The sequence below is a fragment of the Nostoc sp. S13 genome, assembly GCF_029379315.1.
GTDB lineage: Bacteria > Cyanobacteriota > Cyanobacteriia > Cyanobacteriales > Nostocaceae > Nostoc.
Window position 1 is genome coordinate 1 of record NZ_JAQYWQ010000087.1, and the last position, 14,781, is coordinate 14,781.

At 42.0% G+C, this 14,781-nt stretch carries 14 protein-coding genes and 2 pseudogenes; 6 read left to right on the plus strand and 10 right to left on the minus strand.

Annotation, left to right across the window (positions count from 1 at the left end):
* Window positions 1-105: 105 nt before the first annotated feature.
* Both PUQ00_RS22960 and PUQ00_RS22965 read right to left on the minus strand, forming a co-directional pair.
* Window positions 106-1,059 (minus strand): D-2-hydroxyacid dehydrogenase, encoded by a 954-nt coding sequence (locus PUQ00_RS22960; RefSeq protein ID WP_300421185.1) that lies wholly within the window; start codon window positions 1,057-1,059, stop codon window positions 106-108.
* Between the two features lie 449 nt (window positions 1,060-1,508).
* Complete coding sequence (locus PUQ00_RS22965) at window positions 1,509-2,492, minus strand: TauD/TfdA family dioxygenase (RefSeq protein WP_300421188.1); 984 nt, start codon at window positions 2,490-2,492, stop codon at window positions 1,509-1,511.
* Between the two features lie 288 nt (window positions 2,493-2,780).
* Between PUQ00_RS22965 and PUQ00_RS22970 the strand changes: the two genes are divergently transcribed.
* Window positions 2,781-2,999 carry a hypothetical protein gene (locus PUQ00_RS22970; protein ID WP_300421191.1) on the plus strand — a complete coding sequence of 73 codons (219 nt, stop codon included), beginning with the start codon at window positions 2,781-2,783 and terminating at the stop codon, window positions 2,997-2,999.
* 7 nt (window positions 3,000-3,006) lie between these two features.
* Window positions 3,007-3,210, plus strand: coding sequence for a hypothetical protein (locus tag PUQ00_RS22975; protein ID WP_300421193.1), 204 nt, complete (start codon window positions 3,007-3,009; stop codon window positions 3,208-3,210).
* Between the two features lie 205 nt (window positions 3,211-3,415).
* Here the strand turns inward: PUQ00_RS22975 and PUQ00_RS22980 are convergent, their stop codons facing one another.
* On the minus strand, window positions 3,416-5,152 hold the full coding sequence (locus tag PUQ00_RS22980; protein WP_300421234.1) for an RluA family pseudouridine synthase: 1,737 nt from the start codon (window positions 5,150-5,152) through the stop codon (window positions 3,416-3,418).
* A gap of 147 nt (window positions 5,153-5,299) precedes the next feature.
* Between PUQ00_RS22980 and PUQ00_RS22985 the strand changes: the two genes are divergently transcribed.
* On the plus strand, window positions 5,300-6,328 hold the full coding sequence (locus PUQ00_RS22985; RefSeq protein WP_300421196.1) for an AAA family ATPase: 1,029 nt from the start codon (window positions 5,300-5,302) through the stop codon (window positions 6,326-6,328).
* A 359-nt stretch (window positions 6,329-6,687) separates the two neighbouring features.
* On the opposite strand, the gene PUQ00_RS22990 is transcribed toward PUQ00_RS22985, so the two are convergent.
* A complete protein-coding gene (locus tag PUQ00_RS22990) occupies window positions 6,688-6,882 on the minus strand; it encodes a DUF4351 domain-containing protein (protein WP_335029849.1) in 195 nt (64 codons plus the stop codon).
* Window positions 6,883-7,373: 491 nt separating this feature from the next.
* On the opposite strand from PUQ00_RS22990, the pseudogene PUQ00_RS22995 reads away from it, so the two are divergent.
* Window positions 7,374-7,949, plus strand: a pseudogene (locus PUQ00_RS22995) (TonB-dependent receptor); the annotation flags it as partial.
* 51 nt (window positions 7,950-8,000) lie between these two features.
* Here PUQ00_RS22995 and PUQ00_RS23000 read toward each other — a convergent pair.
* A pseudogene (locus tag PUQ00_RS23000) lies at window positions 8,001-8,861 on the minus strand (Rpn family recombination-promoting nuclease/putative transposase).
* Window positions 8,862-9,296: 435 nt separating this feature from the next.
* Window positions 9,297-10,124, minus strand: a complete 828-nt coding sequence (gene fdhD / locus PUQ00_RS23005) for a formate dehydrogenase accessory sulfurtransferase FdhD (RefSeq protein WP_300421198.1) — start codon at window positions 10,122-10,124, stop codon at window positions 9,297-9,299.
* 143 nt (window positions 10,125-10,267) lie between these two features.
* Here fdhD and PUQ00_RS23010 point away from each other — a divergent pair, with 143 nt between their 5' ends.
* Window positions 10,268-11,449: a serine hydrolase domain-containing protein gene (locus tag PUQ00_RS23010; RefSeq protein WP_300421200.1), complete on the plus strand. Its 1,182-nt coding sequence runs from the start codon at window positions 10,268-10,270 to the stop codon at window positions 11,447-11,449.
* Between the two features lie 33 nt (window positions 11,450-11,482).
* On the opposite strand, the gene PUQ00_RS23015 is transcribed toward PUQ00_RS23010, so the two are convergent.
* The 4 genes from PUQ00_RS23015 to PUQ00_RS23030 all read right to left on the minus strand — a co-directional run bounded on the left by PUQ00_RS23015 (window position 11,483) and on the right by PUQ00_RS23030 (window position 13,671).
* Window positions 11,483-12,199 carry a Uma2 family endonuclease gene (locus PUQ00_RS23015; RefSeq protein WP_300421202.1) on the minus strand — a complete coding sequence of 239 codons (717 nt, stop codon included), beginning with the start codon at window positions 12,197-12,199 and terminating at the stop codon, window positions 11,483-11,485.
* 129 nt (window positions 12,200-12,328) lie between these two features.
* Complete coding sequence (locus PUQ00_RS23020; protein ID WP_300421205.1) at window positions 12,329-12,520, minus strand: hypothetical protein; 192 nt, start codon at window positions 12,518-12,520, stop codon at window positions 12,329-12,331.
* A 157-nt stretch (window positions 12,521-12,677) separates the two neighbouring features.
* Window positions 12,678-12,956, minus strand: a complete 279-nt coding sequence (locus tag PUQ00_RS23025; protein ID WP_300421207.1) for a type II toxin-antitoxin system RelE/ParE family toxin — start codon at window positions 12,954-12,956, stop codon at window positions 12,678-12,680.
* A gap of 25 nt (window positions 12,957-12,981) precedes the next feature.
* A complete protein-coding gene (locus PUQ00_RS23030) occupies window positions 12,982-13,671 on the minus strand; it encodes a Uma2 family endonuclease (RefSeq protein ID WP_300421210.1) in 690 nt (229 codons plus the stop codon).
* 536 nt (window positions 13,672-14,207) lie between these two features.
* Between PUQ00_RS23030 and PUQ00_RS23035 the strand changes: the two genes are divergently transcribed.
* Window positions 14,208-14,657 carry an orange carotenoid protein N-terminal domain-containing protein gene (locus PUQ00_RS23035; RefSeq protein WP_300421212.1) on the plus strand — a complete coding sequence of 150 codons (450 nt, stop codon included), beginning with the start codon at window positions 14,208-14,210 and terminating at the stop codon, window positions 14,655-14,657.
* The last annotated feature ends 124 nt before the right edge of the window (window positions 14,658-14,781 follow it).

The following is a 14,781-nucleotide window of genomic DNA, read 5'->3' on the forward strand; positions in this document are numbered from 1 at the left end:
GTTCGCTTTTAGCGTCTCGTAGAGAGCGTCTTGATTCTGACTCCTGAATTCTGACTTCTGAATTCTTCTTCAATGAATATCCCCATGTTCGATGTCTCTAGCGGTTTAATATCCTGCTTGCTTATTAACTACATTGCGTAAGGGCTGTCCAGCTCGGTAGCGCTCTAGATTATCGAGAAACAAGGCGGCGATGCGCCCTTTTAATGCTGGGGAAATTGCGGAAGTGTGGGGTGTAATAAATAGGTTAGGTAAAGACCACAAAGGACTTTCTGGCGGTAGGGGTTCAATAGAAACTGTGTCTAATCCTGCACCTGCAATCCAGCCTTCAGTTAGAGCCTTAGTTAATGCTGATTCATCTACAACCGCACCGCGACCCACATTAATTAAATAAGCATGACTAGGTAGCGATCGCAGTACTGTTTCATCAATTAAACCTTTAGTTTCTGGTGTTAAAGGTGTCGCAACAATTATATAATCAACTTCTGGCAATAATGCGTGCCATTCATCTGTACCAACGATTTTATCAAAATTTGGTAACGATTCAGGATGACGGCGACCACCCCAAACTCTTGCCCCAAATGCTTTAGCACGAGATGCGATCGCTTGACCAATATTCCCAGTACCGACAATTAACACAGTTGAATTTGCCAACTCTGGCAGTACCAACCAGCTTTTTTCCCATATGCGTTGATCATGATCTGCTTGCAGTTGCCGTAACTGCTTGGCATGATAGAGAATCAAAGTTAAGACAAATTCTGAAATGGGAATTGCATGAACCCCCGCAGCATTAGTCAGGATAATATCGTGTTGGAGAAAAATGGGTGTGAGGATGTGATTTACACCAGCACTAGGAGTTTGTTGCCAACGTAGTCCAGGAGCAGCCCCCAGCACCTTATGTAGAGTAGTCGGCTTCAATTTGAACCCATTAAGATAAATTTCCGCATCACTAGCATCACCATCAAAATTACCATCACTATCTACTTGCACAAATTGCGTATCAGCTGATAGGTGTGGCTCAATCTCGGCGGCAAGCTCTATAGGTAGAATTAGTTTGACCACGGCTTAATCCTTCATAGAATTGTTTAGTATCCTGCTGACTACTCATCCACCCACCAGTAATATTAGTTAGGTAGAGTAGACAGCGATCGCAATACGTTTTCAATTTAATTTTTGTTAACAGTCAACAATCAGCCCCAACTCTTGGAGACGCTAGGCGAACGGGAAAGTCAAAAGCCTTACTATACAAAATTTTTGACTTTTGACTTTTGCCTTGTGGTACTAGCCCTTTCAAAGCGAAGGTTCGTACTATCTATGAAAGAAATAATGTTTTAACCCAATTTTGGTATTTTGGCTCAGTCGTAGGCGTAACCCAACCTAGGCATCGCTTAATTGACAGCCCACAAATTTGGAGTTTAGTGCATAATCTCTTTCTTAAATTCCAGCCGATACCTGAAATGCCGCAAAAACTTTGATAGTACAGATGCTCACGTTGAAAAGACTAGTTCTAACTATCTAGCTGACGAAAGGATTGCTTCTGCTTCTGCTTCTAGCTTCTCGCCTTTCTTCTTGAAAACGGTTGGTAATTCGCTGCTTAATGGTTCACCTTCAACTATTTGCGATTGGAAACCATCAGGCCCGACTGGAATATCACCAGTAATGGTGGTGCGATAAAGTACGCGCTCGACTTCTACATGATCTAAATCCTGCGGCGCTAAATGTGCGGTGGCGCGGTTGTCCCAGAACGCAATGTCACCATTGTTCCAGCGAAAGCGGGTGGTGTAGGCTGGCTTGGTGATCTGGTTGAAGAACAGCTCCAGCAGTAGCTCACTCTCTTGTGGTGATACGTCAAGAATGTGAGAAGTGAAGCCAGGATTGACGAATAATGCACGTTCGCCTGTCTCTGGATGAACCCGCACCACTGGGTGAATGGAAACCTGGGGATTAGCTGCGATGCGCTGGACAAGCTTGCTGTTGCTAGGCAGCCGCAAACGCGCATTGAAGCGATGTTCTGCTTTCAATGTGTCTGCTAGCGCTTTCAGTGGTGCTGACAGACCCTCGTAAGCTGCAACCAGATTAGTCCATTGTGTCTCACCACCAAAACTAGGGACGTCAACTGCACGTAAAATAGACCCCGCCGGTGGGTTAACAACTGCTGTCACATCGGTGTGCCAACGGCTCTCGTAGCTAGAACGACGCAGACCATTCTTGCGTTCGTAGCGGCTGCGGTCAATGGGCAGTATTTGTGAGAAGCCTTCGATTGGCTGATCTTCGTGGGGATGTGCATAGGTCACTTCGCCGAAACGAGATGTAAAAGCAATCTGTGCAGCATGATCGATGTTCTGACCGCGAAAGAATATGACTTTCCACTTCAACAGTGCTTGACGAATTTTGGCAACTGCATCATCGTGCAGAGGACGCGAAAGGTCTACGCCGTTGATTTCGGCACCGATGAAACCAGCTACCTGTTTAACTTCAATGTGCTTGTTGCTCATATTATAAATTCTCCTGAGTTTTACCCAGAGGGCGGTGTTTACACTCGTTCACTTCCTTTGTATTGCCATTAAGTGTAAGCAATATACCAAAGGAGGCGATCATAGCTGAAAATATTGTACAGTAAGTTGATAAATTTACCGTACTATAAAATTATCTAATGCAGTGTCTCCCCTGCCACCGTGTTGGATTGATCTTTCTAGAGTGCGATAGCCTGAATTATTTCAATCTTAAATTTCTTTTCTCCGTTATCTCCCTAATCCGCATCCTGACTTCATTTGGAGTTCACCATGTCAGAACCACGTTATGGTATTTGGACACCTGTTGGTGGTAACTTTGGCCCCCAAGATACTCAAGAAGAACCTGTTGATGCTAGTTATGAGCGATCGCGATCGCTAATTTTAGAAGCCGAACGTTTGGGGATAAATGACATAATAGAAACAGGCGATCGCATAGAAAAGCGATCGCCTGTTTCTAGAGACTGTGTTTATTTAAGGCTTACAAGCTAAAATCCAAATGAAAGCTGATAAATATCCATTTGCTCAAGAACTAATCACTGATACTGAAGGTAACATCAGGAAAGTAGTTATAGATTTTCATGATTATCAACGTTTGCTAGAAGCTATTGAGGATGAAGGATTAATTCTAGCGATGAAGGAAGTGCAAGATGAAAAACCACTGAACCTTGAAGAAGCATTAGCAGAACTAGAGAAAGAGTGAATACCCAGTATCTATCCAGCTTTCTGAAAGATATCAAAGCGCTCAAAAGTACACCGTAAGGAGATTTATCGGTATTTTCCCTAATTGAAATAATGCCTTCTCAATTAGGATTATTTCTCATCCTTTTTCTACGGAAGAATTTCACGATTTTTTTATATTAAAATGAAAACAACAATATTCATAAGAGTTCTTAAAATGCTTGATGTCAAAAGGGCGTAATTGCTTGTAAATGCAGGGTTTTTTCTAACTGCGGATGCTGGAAGCGAAGTTCTCTGGCGTGGAGATGTAACCGATTGGTAACTGCACAGCATCCATAAAGGCGATCGCCTAAAATAGTTACCCCAAGTCCTCGCGCATCAGCCGCATGAACTCTCAACTGATGAGTGCGTCCTGTTAGCGGCGTAAATTCTACGCGGGTGTAGTCTCCTTCTCTCGCCATTACCTGGAAGTGTGTCAAGCTAGGTTTACCCTGCTGCCAATCAACTTTTTGCTCAGGGCGATTTTCGGGATCTCCCCACAGTGGCAGTTCAATCACACCTTGCTCAACTGTCACAGCACCAGAAAGTATGGCTTCATAAACCTTGTGAACTTGCCGTTGCTGAAACTGCTGGCTAAGTTGCCGATGAGTTTGGCGATCGCGTGCCAACAACAGAATACCAGATGTTTCCTGATCTAAACGATGCACAGATACAACTGCCATGCCATCAGCTAACAAATGACGTAAACGACTCAAAACACTATCTTGGCGATCGCCATAACGACCAGGTACCGAAAGTAGCCCAGCAGGTTTGTTTACAGCAATCAACCATTCATCTTCATAAAGAATGGGTAAAGTGACCTCTCCCCTGATACGCGAGAAGCTTCTTACTCCCCCTTCCCTCTCTTCGAGACGCTGCGCGAATGCAGGGAAGGGGCCTGGGGGGTTAGGTCTTAACCCAGAGAGCAAAAACCCCATCAATGGCTGACATCTCTCGGCACATGCTCCATAAAATTCTCCCTGGATTTTATCCTGATTTCCCAAAGACGCACCCCACCAAAATTCTGCCATTGCCAATGGTTTTAGATTATGTGTTGCCGCATAATGTAGTAGCTTGGGGGCACAACAGTCTCCTGTGCCAGTGGGCAAACCTCCTGGCATCAATTCTTGCAATGATTGCGATCGCCCGGAAAAATTAGTCAGGCTGTAACTAGCGTGCATCTGAGCTTGTAATTGACGAGACAGTGCTTTGCGCTGTTGTTTCAGTTCGCTAATTCGCGCATCCGTCGCTGCAATTAACTGCTGGAGGGGCTGTAATACTGCATTTTGCTGGCGTTTAAGTTGTCGTCGCTCAATTCCCTGCTGACGACTCTCTTCGTCGAGTTGTTCAAGGGCAATAGTCAGGGCTTCTGAAGTGAGTGTATTGCAGATTTGCTGACGTTTTTCCTGTCGTTGATGTTTGCAATGGCGATGGCGATCGCTCATTGCTTGCAATTGCTGCTCAAACTGATCAAACAGGGTTTGGTACTGCTGGCGTTCGGTGAGTTGCTTCAAGGTAACGAGTTCTTGCTTAATCGCGTCCAACTGTGCCAAAGTGCGGGCTTCCTCTAAAGCAACTTCGTCTCTTCCTGGAATTGGCGGCACCCAGCCCTCAACGACACTGCAACCATTCAAAAGACCAGAAAAGGCTTTGAGTACTCGTTGTTCGCCATTAGGCAGTTCAACCAATAGTATTCCATACATCTTGCCTTCACGAGAATAACAGTCATTATTGGTAAAGTCTTGCATTAGTCCGTGGGCGATCGCTTCGGACATTGAGGTGCGGGGTAATTTCAGGCGATGTCTACGATGGGCGTAGCTGCCACCACTTTCGAGACAACGCCCTTCGTACCAATAACTACAAGATGAATCGCTAACAGCAAAATCGCTGTCAATGAAATCTGAAAGTGTGTGCAGAACTTCCATACAAAGTATGATTGCAAATCTAGCTAATCCTAATATCTGACATAGTAGCAAGGTAGTGCCATCGCCTAAATTGGGCGGGTATGCGATCGCCATTTTTTAAACAGACATTAGTGTAATTTAAATATAAAGCTAAGAAAAATCAAAATTATGAGTGGTAAATGCGGACTCATGCTAGGCAAATATGCACCTCTGCACAAAGGGCATCAATTTGTGATTGAAACTGCCTTAGCAGAGATGGATGAAATGGTTGTGATGATTTATGATTGTCCAGAGGTGACTGCGATTCCTTTAACAGTTCGAGCTAACTGGCTGCGGAAAATTTATCCACAAATTCTGGTAATTGAAGCGTGGGATGGCCCAACTGAGGTTGGTTACACTCCTGAGATTAAGAAAAAGCACGAAGATTACATCCTTAAACAATTAGAATCAAAAAAAATTACCCACTTTTACTCTAGTGAATTTTACGGGGAACACGTAAGTCAGGCATTGGGAGCAGTCAATCGGCTTGTGGATTGCGATCGCCAAACGTTTCCGATTTCTGGAACGCAAGTAAGAAGAGACGCTTACGCATTTCGGGAGTATTTACATCCTGATGTGTACCGTGATCTGATCACTAACGTTGTTTTTCTCGGCGCTCCTTCAACTGGTAAAACTACCATTGCATCACAATTAGCTAAAGAGTACAACACTGTATGGATGCCGGAGTATGGGCGCGAGTATTGGGAAAAACATCAAATTAACAGACGACTTTCGCTCTCCCAACTTGTGGAGATTGCCGAAGGGCATTTAGAACGTGAAGAAGCCTTATTATTGCAAGCAAACCAATACTTATTTACAGATACCAATGCATTGACAACCTATCAATTCTCGTTATACTACCATAAAACTGTTGCCCCAGAGTTAGCAGAACTTGCCCATCAAGCCATGTCCCGCTATGATTTAGTATTTATTTGTGATTCAGATATACCCTATGATGATACCTGGGATCGCTCTGGAGAGGCAAACAGGAGCATATTTCAAAAACAGATTAAGAGCGATTTAATTATTAGGAAAATTCCATTTTTTCGCTTGTATGGCGACCTAAATACACGCATTAGTATTGTTAAAAAAGTATTATATCGTTACCAAAAGTATGGCAACCTGGGAGAGTTATTTTCCTCTGAAACTGTTTTATAACAAAATTCAGGAGTCAGAATTGAGTATGAATTCTGTAAGACTGGCGGATAGATAGCGCCACGGAGTGCGTATTGCTTTTCTTTATGTAATTCTCCTGTTCATAGCAATTAAAGGTTCAATATCTTGGCTCAAGACAGCTAAAAGGCAGGAGTGAAAACTCCTATATAATCTTTAAAAAATGGGGATTAAATAAAATGCAAAACTTCAGTTTCGTAGGGTGCCTTAGCCAAGAGCATAACGCACCATCCCAATACTTTCGGCGGTAAAACACCCTACGAAAGTTGCTCTTTATTACAGCTATTTTTAGTTAAATAGACGACGTGGTAGGTGTACAGCATTGCTCATTGGTGAAAACTCCTTTAAAACCTCCTTTCCAGCCTGTGGCTGCTCTGCCGCCAGCAAAAATCTAACAGTGCCTCGCTCAAATTTTCGAGAACAGATAGAAGTAGACTGGAAATGTGCGATCGCATTTTAAGAGAAAGTTCTCCAAATCGCTTAGTTAGGCAATTTCCATTAATAAATCTACCGCCGCCGTTGGTTTCGACTTCGCTCAACTAACTAAGGGATCGAGAGTTGAGCGTACCCCTACTCTTAAGCAAGCTACGCGTAGCGTCTCCAAGAGTTGTCGAAACTCGTCAACCTGGGTATATTCTTTGTCATAAATCACCTTAACAGTCGAATTACAAGATTAGCAGCCTCTTGCTGTCGTCCTTCTTCCTTAATTTCCCTGTAAACTCGTGTTTTCTTGAGTGTAATTCCTAACACCTCTTCTACCTCCATTCGGCTTAATTGTTCAAAGAGGAAAGTGAGGGATTGTTGAAACAATTTGTAAAATATTGAATCACGCCGGATGAAATAACTTTAGTATTTTTTTTGTTTATGGTTAATGGTCTTGAGCAAAACTCAAACAAGAGCAATCTTTGGTAAATATCTAATCCTCACAGTATTTTGACCTAATTACTGTAAAATTATTGCTAATTAATAGTATTAATATATTGGTCGCTGACCATGACTATTAGCATGACAGCGCACCAAAGGAACCCAATATGAAGCAGGCATTAAAGCTGACTTTTTAGATGGAAAGCTTTCAACAACATTGGCAGCCTATGAAATCACCAAGACGAATGTTACAATACAGGATCAAAATAACCGTGATTTCCAGATTCAAGTAGGGGAGCAAAGGAGTCGAGGGATTGAATTAGATATCGCGGGTGAGATTCTACCAGGGTGGAAGGTGATCGCTTCTTATGCCTATACCGATGCAGAAGTTACCGAGGATAATGACATTTCTGTAGGCAACAAATTGCTGGGTGTGCCAGAAAATCAAGCTAGCCTCTGGACAACATATCAAATCCAGAAGGGTTCACTCAAAGGTTTGGGATTTGGTTTAGGGCTTTTTTATATGGGTGAGGGGGCGGCACTTTTAGACAACTCGGTTGAACTACCCAATTACTTGCGTACCGATGCGGCGATTTTCTACCGTAGAGATGGTTTGAACGCTGCAATCAATATTCGTAATCTATTTGATACGGACTATTTTAGTTCTACCTACGGTTACACTTTAGGTCTTGAAAGAGGTGCGCCTTTGACAATCATCGGCTTTATTCGTTGGGAGCTTTAACTCGCTCTTCTGTTGGCAATCGCCTGAACAGCTTGGTTTGGGGCTATTTAATTATCGTCCTTCTAGCCAAGCCTGCACATCAGCGATACTGGTAAAATCTAACAGTGCTTCACTCAAATCTTCGAGAACAGCTAGAGCTAGACTGGAAATGTGCGATCGCATTTCAAGAGAAACTTCTCCAAATCGCTTAGTTAGCAGTCGAATTACCAGATTAGCAGCCTCTTGCTGTCGTCCTTCTTCTCGCCCCTCTTCTCGCCCCTCTTCCTTAATTTCCCTGTAAACTCTTGTTTCCTTGAGTGTAATTCCTAACATCTCTTCTACCTCCATTCGGCTTAATTGTTCAAACTTGTACACCATTATTGTTGTCAATATCTCTATTATGGCGATACTTGATGAAGATGGTACTTCTTGACGGGTTCAGGGTAACAAATATCTTGCTTCTTCCGGTGCTTGCTCTTCTTCCACCGTAGTTAACACCATCAATGCTACCCATACAGGTAGTTGACGAATATCCCCCAATTCATCCAAATACACCCGATGCACTTGGTTTCCGTTAAGTAGCGTTCGGTGAGGATGAATGTCAGTTTGCTCAATACTGCGTGACGGGTAAATGATCGCTGCTTGCCAATCGCTAAATCTGGCACGGTTGCGGTAAAAATATAACGATGATTCCGCAAATACTCTTTCATACAGTCTTTCGTCCTTCTGGAACTGTACCTCACAGAAATATACAGTACCCGGACTTTCATTTTCAGGTGGTAAAAACACACCATCAATTTCAAATTTGTGTTCTTTGACAGCAACCGAATCAAATCTATAGTTATCAGCATTTGTCGGGGGATTTGTCAATAGTTCAAACAGCAAAGTGGGGGATTGTTGAAACAGTTTGTAAAATATCGAGTCTCGTCGCATGAAGCATTTTATGGAATTTATTTGTTAAATCCGCAATAGCATATCACAAGACATAGGAGTGAAAATTAATTCTGCGTTGCTCGAAATCCTTGGTAGGGACAATTCATGAATTGTCCCTATGTCATTTTCACTCCTATGTCTACAAAATAAAATAATCTTCAAATTTCAGATTGCTTTGCGACAACTTTTCTACTTGAGTAAGTATATCTGCATAGTGATGCCTACGGCAACCCGAAGCGGGAATGCCCAATAGACATCTCCGAAAAAGAATGTAGAGACGTGAAATTTCGCGTCTCTACAAGGGTTCTAGATAACGCATATTTAATTTGTGGAGATGCCCAATATAAATGTCACAGTCAGACCAAAGTTAATTGACAACTGATACTGCTACTGGGTACACCGGAGGGGTTGCCAAAGGTATGGCACAATGTGTTTTTAAGCAGCGTTTATTCTTTGTAAACCAGTATAAATATTGAACCGTTCCCCGCGCAGGAATCCAATTAAGGTAATCCCGAATTCTTTGGCGACAGACACCGCCAAACTACTGGGAGCGGAAACAGAACAGACAATCGGAACTCCAGCAGTTGTAGACTTTTGCAAAATCTCAAAACTAGAGCGTCCGCTAACCAGGATAATACAATTATTTAAAGGCAACTCGTCACTGAGCAAAGCTGTACCAATCAATTTATCTAAAGCATTGTGTCGCCCAACATCCTCCCGCAGGTTTAACAATTTTCCTTGAGCATTGAAGGTAGCCGCAGCGTGCAAACCCCCTGTAGCAGTAAAGATACCTTGAGCAGCCCGAAGCTTGTCTGGTAGGCTGTAGATAATCTCAGGTGTTACCGTTGGGCCAGAAGGAATCACTGGACATCCCCGCAGACGCAAAGCCTCAAGGCTAGCTTTACCACATACCCCACAGGCGCTACTAGTGTAGAAATGACGCTCCAAAGGCTGTAAGTCTGGAATCAACCCATCCCGCAGTTCTACATTTACGATGTTATGGCGCTGTTCACCATCTACGCAGTAGCTGATACGTCGAATATCCTCCCTGCGGCTAACAACTCCTTCACTGTAGAGGAAACCAGCAGCTAGTTCAAAATCTGCCCCTGGTGTCCGCATGGTAACAGCTACCGTCTTCTGGAGAGGAACAAGGCGAATTTCTAAAGGTTCCTCAGTAGTGAGATGATCTAAACGAGGTCGTACTTGACCTTTTTCCACTACCCAAACAGTGGCTTTGGTCTTGCTTTTAGTTGGCATTGTCATATTTGTGAGAGTTGGTGAATTGAAATTTTGATACTAATCTGGAAACAGAGTAATGCTATTTGTATATCAGATGTCTCTTTGATGCTCACCAACTACTTTGTGCAGTTGAGCTAGTTCAGCTAGGTTTCTGTTTAGGAAGTAAAATGAACCTAAAATTTTTGGCTTTCAGTAAAGTTTTATTTGCAATAGTCTTTGTGATTTCCCTTGGTTTTGCAGGATACCTAGTGGGTAATAACATTAGTCAGGGAGTAATTGAAAAATCTCTTGCTAAACAAGTCATGTCTACCTCCACCATCGGAAAAAGTTCTCAACTACAGACACTTTTAAATCAGATAGTTGTAGAACAAAAAATCCCTGGTGCAGTTATGTATATTTCTACACCTAAAGGTTCTTGGCTGGGAGCATCTGGTGTCAATAACTTGTCAACTAAAACCCGGATGAAACCCACGGATGGCTTTTCTATTGCCAGTATGAGTAAAACTTTTATGGCGGTGGTTGTGCTGAAATTAGTGGAACAAGGGAAGATAGAATTAGATCAGGCGATCGCTACCTATCTACCAAGAGACATCAGTCCTCATATTATCAACAGCGACAAAATTACAGTTCGTCAACTCCTCAACCACACCAGTGGTGTTGCTGAATACCTAGACACAAAAAAGTTTATTCAAGCTACGAAAAAAAGAAGTCGCTCACAGCCTTGGACAGCCAGAGAAGCTATTCAGTATATGTATCAAGAGCAACCACAGGCAAATCCCGGAGAAAAATTTATTTATACTGATTGCAACTACATTCTTTTGGAACTGATTGTTGAAAATATAACTAGGGGAACTCTTGCACAAGCCATCCGCAGTCGGATTTTAAAACCATTAGGATTAAAACATACCTTCACGGAATTGCGCGAACCGACAATTGGAAAAGTAGCTACAGGTTATGGCAATCGCCATAAGCATGGTAAGCTAGATAGCTACGAAAAAGTCAATGATGGCAATGGTTTAGGAGATGGTGGGTTGGTTTCAACAGCAGAGGATTTAGCCAAGTTCGCCAAAGCGTTATTTGTCAAAAAAACCTTACTTTCCTCGAAGATGATGAAACAAATGTTGAAATTTAAAGATAATGGCGAAGGCTATAGCTATGGGTTAGGTGTAGAACGGTTTTCATCTCCTTTAGCAAAAGCAATTGGGCATAGTGGTACAGCTTATGGCTTCGTAACATTGCTTGCATATCTCCCCAATCAAAATACCACCATAATAGTGCTGCTAAACAATCAGGATGTTGATATTAAATCAGTAGCTAGGACAGGTCTAGAGGTTGTCGAGAATAAATGATCCTAATTAGTAATTATGCTTGTAGGGCTGACATTATAATGATAAATTTTCTGGGTCAATGTTCAGTTCTCGCAATTTGGCTGCTAGGCGTTCAGCGCGTTGTCGTTCTTGTTCAGCGCGTTGTTTTTCTTGTTCAGCACGTTCTCGTTCTTGTTCAGCGACTTCTTCAGGCGTGGGAATTAGATTTCCTTCCGCAGTGAAATAGCGTAATTTATGTTCATAAACACCCAAATACAAATTTAACTGCTGACTCCACAGCCATCTTTGAGCATTAGGTTCTATCGGTTCATAAGTACCGCCAATCAAGGTAAAGCCAGCAAATTCTAAATTATTGGGATCGAACCAAAAATATTCTGGTGTGCGAAAGATATCTTGAAAAATTTGTTTTTTTAAACCTTTGTCAGTTGCGGCTGTAGAATTCGAGAGAAGTTCTACAATTATGTTGGGATATTTCCCGTCTTCTTCCCAAACAACCCAACTTTTACGAATTTTGCGTTCACATCCCAGCACGACAAAAAAATCTGGACCCCGGAATTCTTCTGACCTCTTCTGGCGTTGACTGTAGTAAATTGTTAGATTACCCACAGCGTAAAAGTCATTGCGGTTTCGCCACCACAATTCCAAAGATTGCAATAGCAGAATTATTTGGCGTAGATGTAGTTCACTTTCCAAAGGTGGTTCGTCACTATATAAATCCCCTTGAGGAAATATTACATCATTTTGGAATTCAAAATCTTTGGTGGCGGACATGGCTGCAAGTTTTGGGGTGATATGGGTGATATAAACTTACCGTAGCAGTAGTTTGAGTTTTAACATCTAGGTTTGTTTTTTCAACCGCACGATCGCATTGAGACTTACGGATTGTAGCATTTAAGCTTTTCAGCTTAACTTAACTGTTACCGCCAAATGCAAGCCTAATGCATCAAGCAAAGCATTCAGGCAATAAAATTCTATTTCTTCTTTTTCGGATAATATCTGTTCGAGTTTGTCATAAACTTGCTTAACTTGTACAGAAAATTGCTCAATTCCACCTTTTGCCTCAATGACATTTTTCAGTGCCTTACTCAACATTTTCGGGTGGCCTTATTCTAAAACAACTTCGATGTAAGCTGCTGCTTCTAATGGGTCTTTGAGGTCTTCAATCAGTTTTTCGTGATAACTTGCACTTTTAGGCATTATCTCTACTCCTATAATCTTCCCAATATTCTTTTGCTTTATCAATATCTTTTTATTGAGTACTTTTATCACCACCGCACAAAAGAATAATAATTGCTGACCCTTCTTGCCCAAAGTAAACGCGATAACCAGAACTGTAGTCTATTCTCAGTTCAAAAACCCCATCTGCCACTGATTTACAATCACCGAAATTACCTGCTTCTACTCGGTCAAGCCTTGCTCTGATTTTAGCCTTTGCTTTTCTATCTCGCAAAGAGTCAAACCACTCAAAGAAAGGATTGATACCGTTATATGTTAAATAATTTCTAACCTCCTTTGGTTGAGCTTCCATGATTTTTAGAGTAAGTCTACATACTTTAAATCGTATCTGGGTTAATACCCAATTCTCGCAACTTTGCTGCTAGCCGTTCAGTACGTTGTCTTTCTTGTTGGGCGTGTTCCGCTTCCCACTGGGCAATTTCTTCAGGTGTAGGCATTAACTGTCCTTCCGCATTGAAATAGCGTAATTGATTTTCATGAACGCCCAAGTACAAACTTAGCTGCTGACTCCACAACAATCCTTGTGGGTTGGGTTCTATAGGTTGATAAGTTCCACCCAACAAAATAAACCCAGCAAATTCTAGATTCTTGGGGTCAAACCAGAAATATTCAGGAGTGCGAAAGATATCTTGGTAAATTTGTTTTTTTAAGCCCTTATCAGTCGCTGCGGTTGATTTTGAAAGCAGTTCTATAATCAAATTTGGATATTTGCCGTCCTCTTGCCAAACAACCCAACTATCACGGGGTCTGCGTTCAGTATCCAACACAACAAAGAAATCTGGCCCTCGAAAGTCTTCCGATTTACGCTGGCGTGGACTGTAATAAATGCTAAGATTGCCGGCAGCAAAAAAGTCGTTGTGGCCTCGCCACCACCAATCAAGGCATTTTATCAATAGCAGCATTTGCTGCAAATGTAGGTATGTTTCCAATGGTGGTTCGTTACTTTCTACATCGCCTGGTGGAAATATTACATCTCTTGGTGGTTCAAAATCTTTGGCGACAGACATGGCTGCAAGTTTTGGTAGTGATATGAAGTTGAGCCTAGCAGTGGGAAAACGGTAATCTTAGGTTTGCTTTTCCAAGCGTACTACTGCATTATAATCAGGAACCCCTTCAAGCGATCGCTCACTTTTCAATTATAAGTATTATCACTAAGGTTTGGCTGATTTGAAGAGTAGCTTCTCAAATTGGGGTCATATCTGGATATAACCAAAACCCTCACAGTCACAAACGTTACTTACAGCTATTTTTAGGTAAATAGACTCATTCTTTACCGGCACAGCAATCTTCCCTAAGACAGATGTATTTTAAATACATGAAAACTGCTGTAAAATTTTAGCTTTTCTATACATTGAAGCAGGCATTTTTGTAACTAGCAATTTGAGTTATCTCTATCTGTCTTATGTAGTGAGTCCTATTCATACCCTAAGTAGGATTATCCATCTTCATCAGTTTGTTAAGTTATATGAAGGTACTGAAGGCAAGTTTTTTCAGTAAGTAACTCAGAAAATTCAGAATAGTCTTAATTTAGTTGGAGTTTATTATGACTTACACAGCTGATGAAAAAACAAAACCAGCTTTAGAAGCTTTTAAACGCTTTGATGTAGATACTCAGCTAGGCTTACTTTGGTTCGGTTACGTGGATCTTAAAGAGCAGCTACAGCCGGCACCTCCTGAAAGGATAGAAGTTCCTGCTAAAGCGGTGTTTGACCAATTCCTGGACTTGTCTCCTGAAGAGCAACTGCAAGCGCAACGCGACATTATTAAAGGTGCAGCTAACAATATCAGCAAAGCCTATAATGCTCTAAGTGCCAATTCCAGATTAGACGTTTGGTTGCTGCTGGCACAAGGAATAGAGAATGGAACCATCATTCCAGTGCCGTCTGACTATCAACCACCTGCTGAAACCGATGAATTTGTGGCATTGGTCAAAAATCTAGAGTTTGAGGAGCGGATTAATTTCCTGCTGACTCTGGTGCAAGAATTGGGTTAGTCAAGTCCAAGAACTCTCAATAGCTTTCTAGAATTGGGGATAACTGAAAGTAGCAAATTAAGCTAGACTTAGCTATTTTTGCTCAACTTTTATAGTCGTTAACTTAAAACTACCGCAGAGATGC

Coding starts and splice junctions, on each gene's coding strand:
- PUQ00_RS22965 (WP_300421188.1), bottom strand. CDS start 2,492: ATGAGCAACAAGCACATTGAAGTTAAACAGGTAGCTGGTTTCATCGGT.
- PUQ00_RS22970 (WP_300421191.1), top strand. CDS start 2,781: ATGTCAGAACCACGTTATGGTATTTGGACACCTGTTGGTGGTAACTTT.
- PUQ00_RS22975 (WP_300421193.1), top strand. CDS start 3,007: ATGAAAGCTGATAAATATCCATTTGCTCAAGAACTAATCACTGATACT.
- PUQ00_RS22980 (WP_300421234.1), bottom strand. CDS start 5,152: ATGGAAGTTCTGCACACACTTTCAGATTTCATTGACAGCGATTTTGCT.
- PUQ00_RS22985 (WP_300421196.1), top strand. CDS start 5,300: ATGAGTGGTAAATGCGGACTCATGCTAGGCAAATATGCACCTCTGCAC.
- fdhD (WP_300421198.1), bottom strand. CDS start 10,124: ATGACAATGCCAACTAAAAGCAAGACCAAAGCCACTGTTTGGGTAGTG.
- PUQ00_RS23010 (WP_300421200.1), top strand. CDS start 10,268: ATGAACCTAAAATTTTTGGCTTTCAGTAAAGTTTTATTTGCAATAGTC.
- PUQ00_RS23015 (WP_300421202.1), bottom strand. CDS start 12,199: ATGTCCGCCACCAAAGATTTTGAATTCCAAAATGATGTAATATTTCCT.
- PUQ00_RS23020 (WP_300421205.1), bottom strand. CDS start 12,520: ATGTTGAGTAAGGCACTGAAAAATGTCATTGAGGCAAAAGGTGGAATT.
- PUQ00_RS23025 (WP_300421207.1), bottom strand. CDS start 12,956: ATGGAAGCTCAACCAAAGGAGGTTAGAAATTATTTAACATATAACGGT.
- PUQ00_RS23030 (WP_300421210.1), bottom strand. CDS start 13,671: ATGTCTGTCGCCAAAGATTTTGAACCACCAAGAGATGTAATATTTCCA.
- PUQ00_RS23035 (WP_300421212.1), top strand. CDS start 14,208: ATGACTTACACAGCTGATGAAAAAACAAAACCAGCTTTAGAAGCTTTT.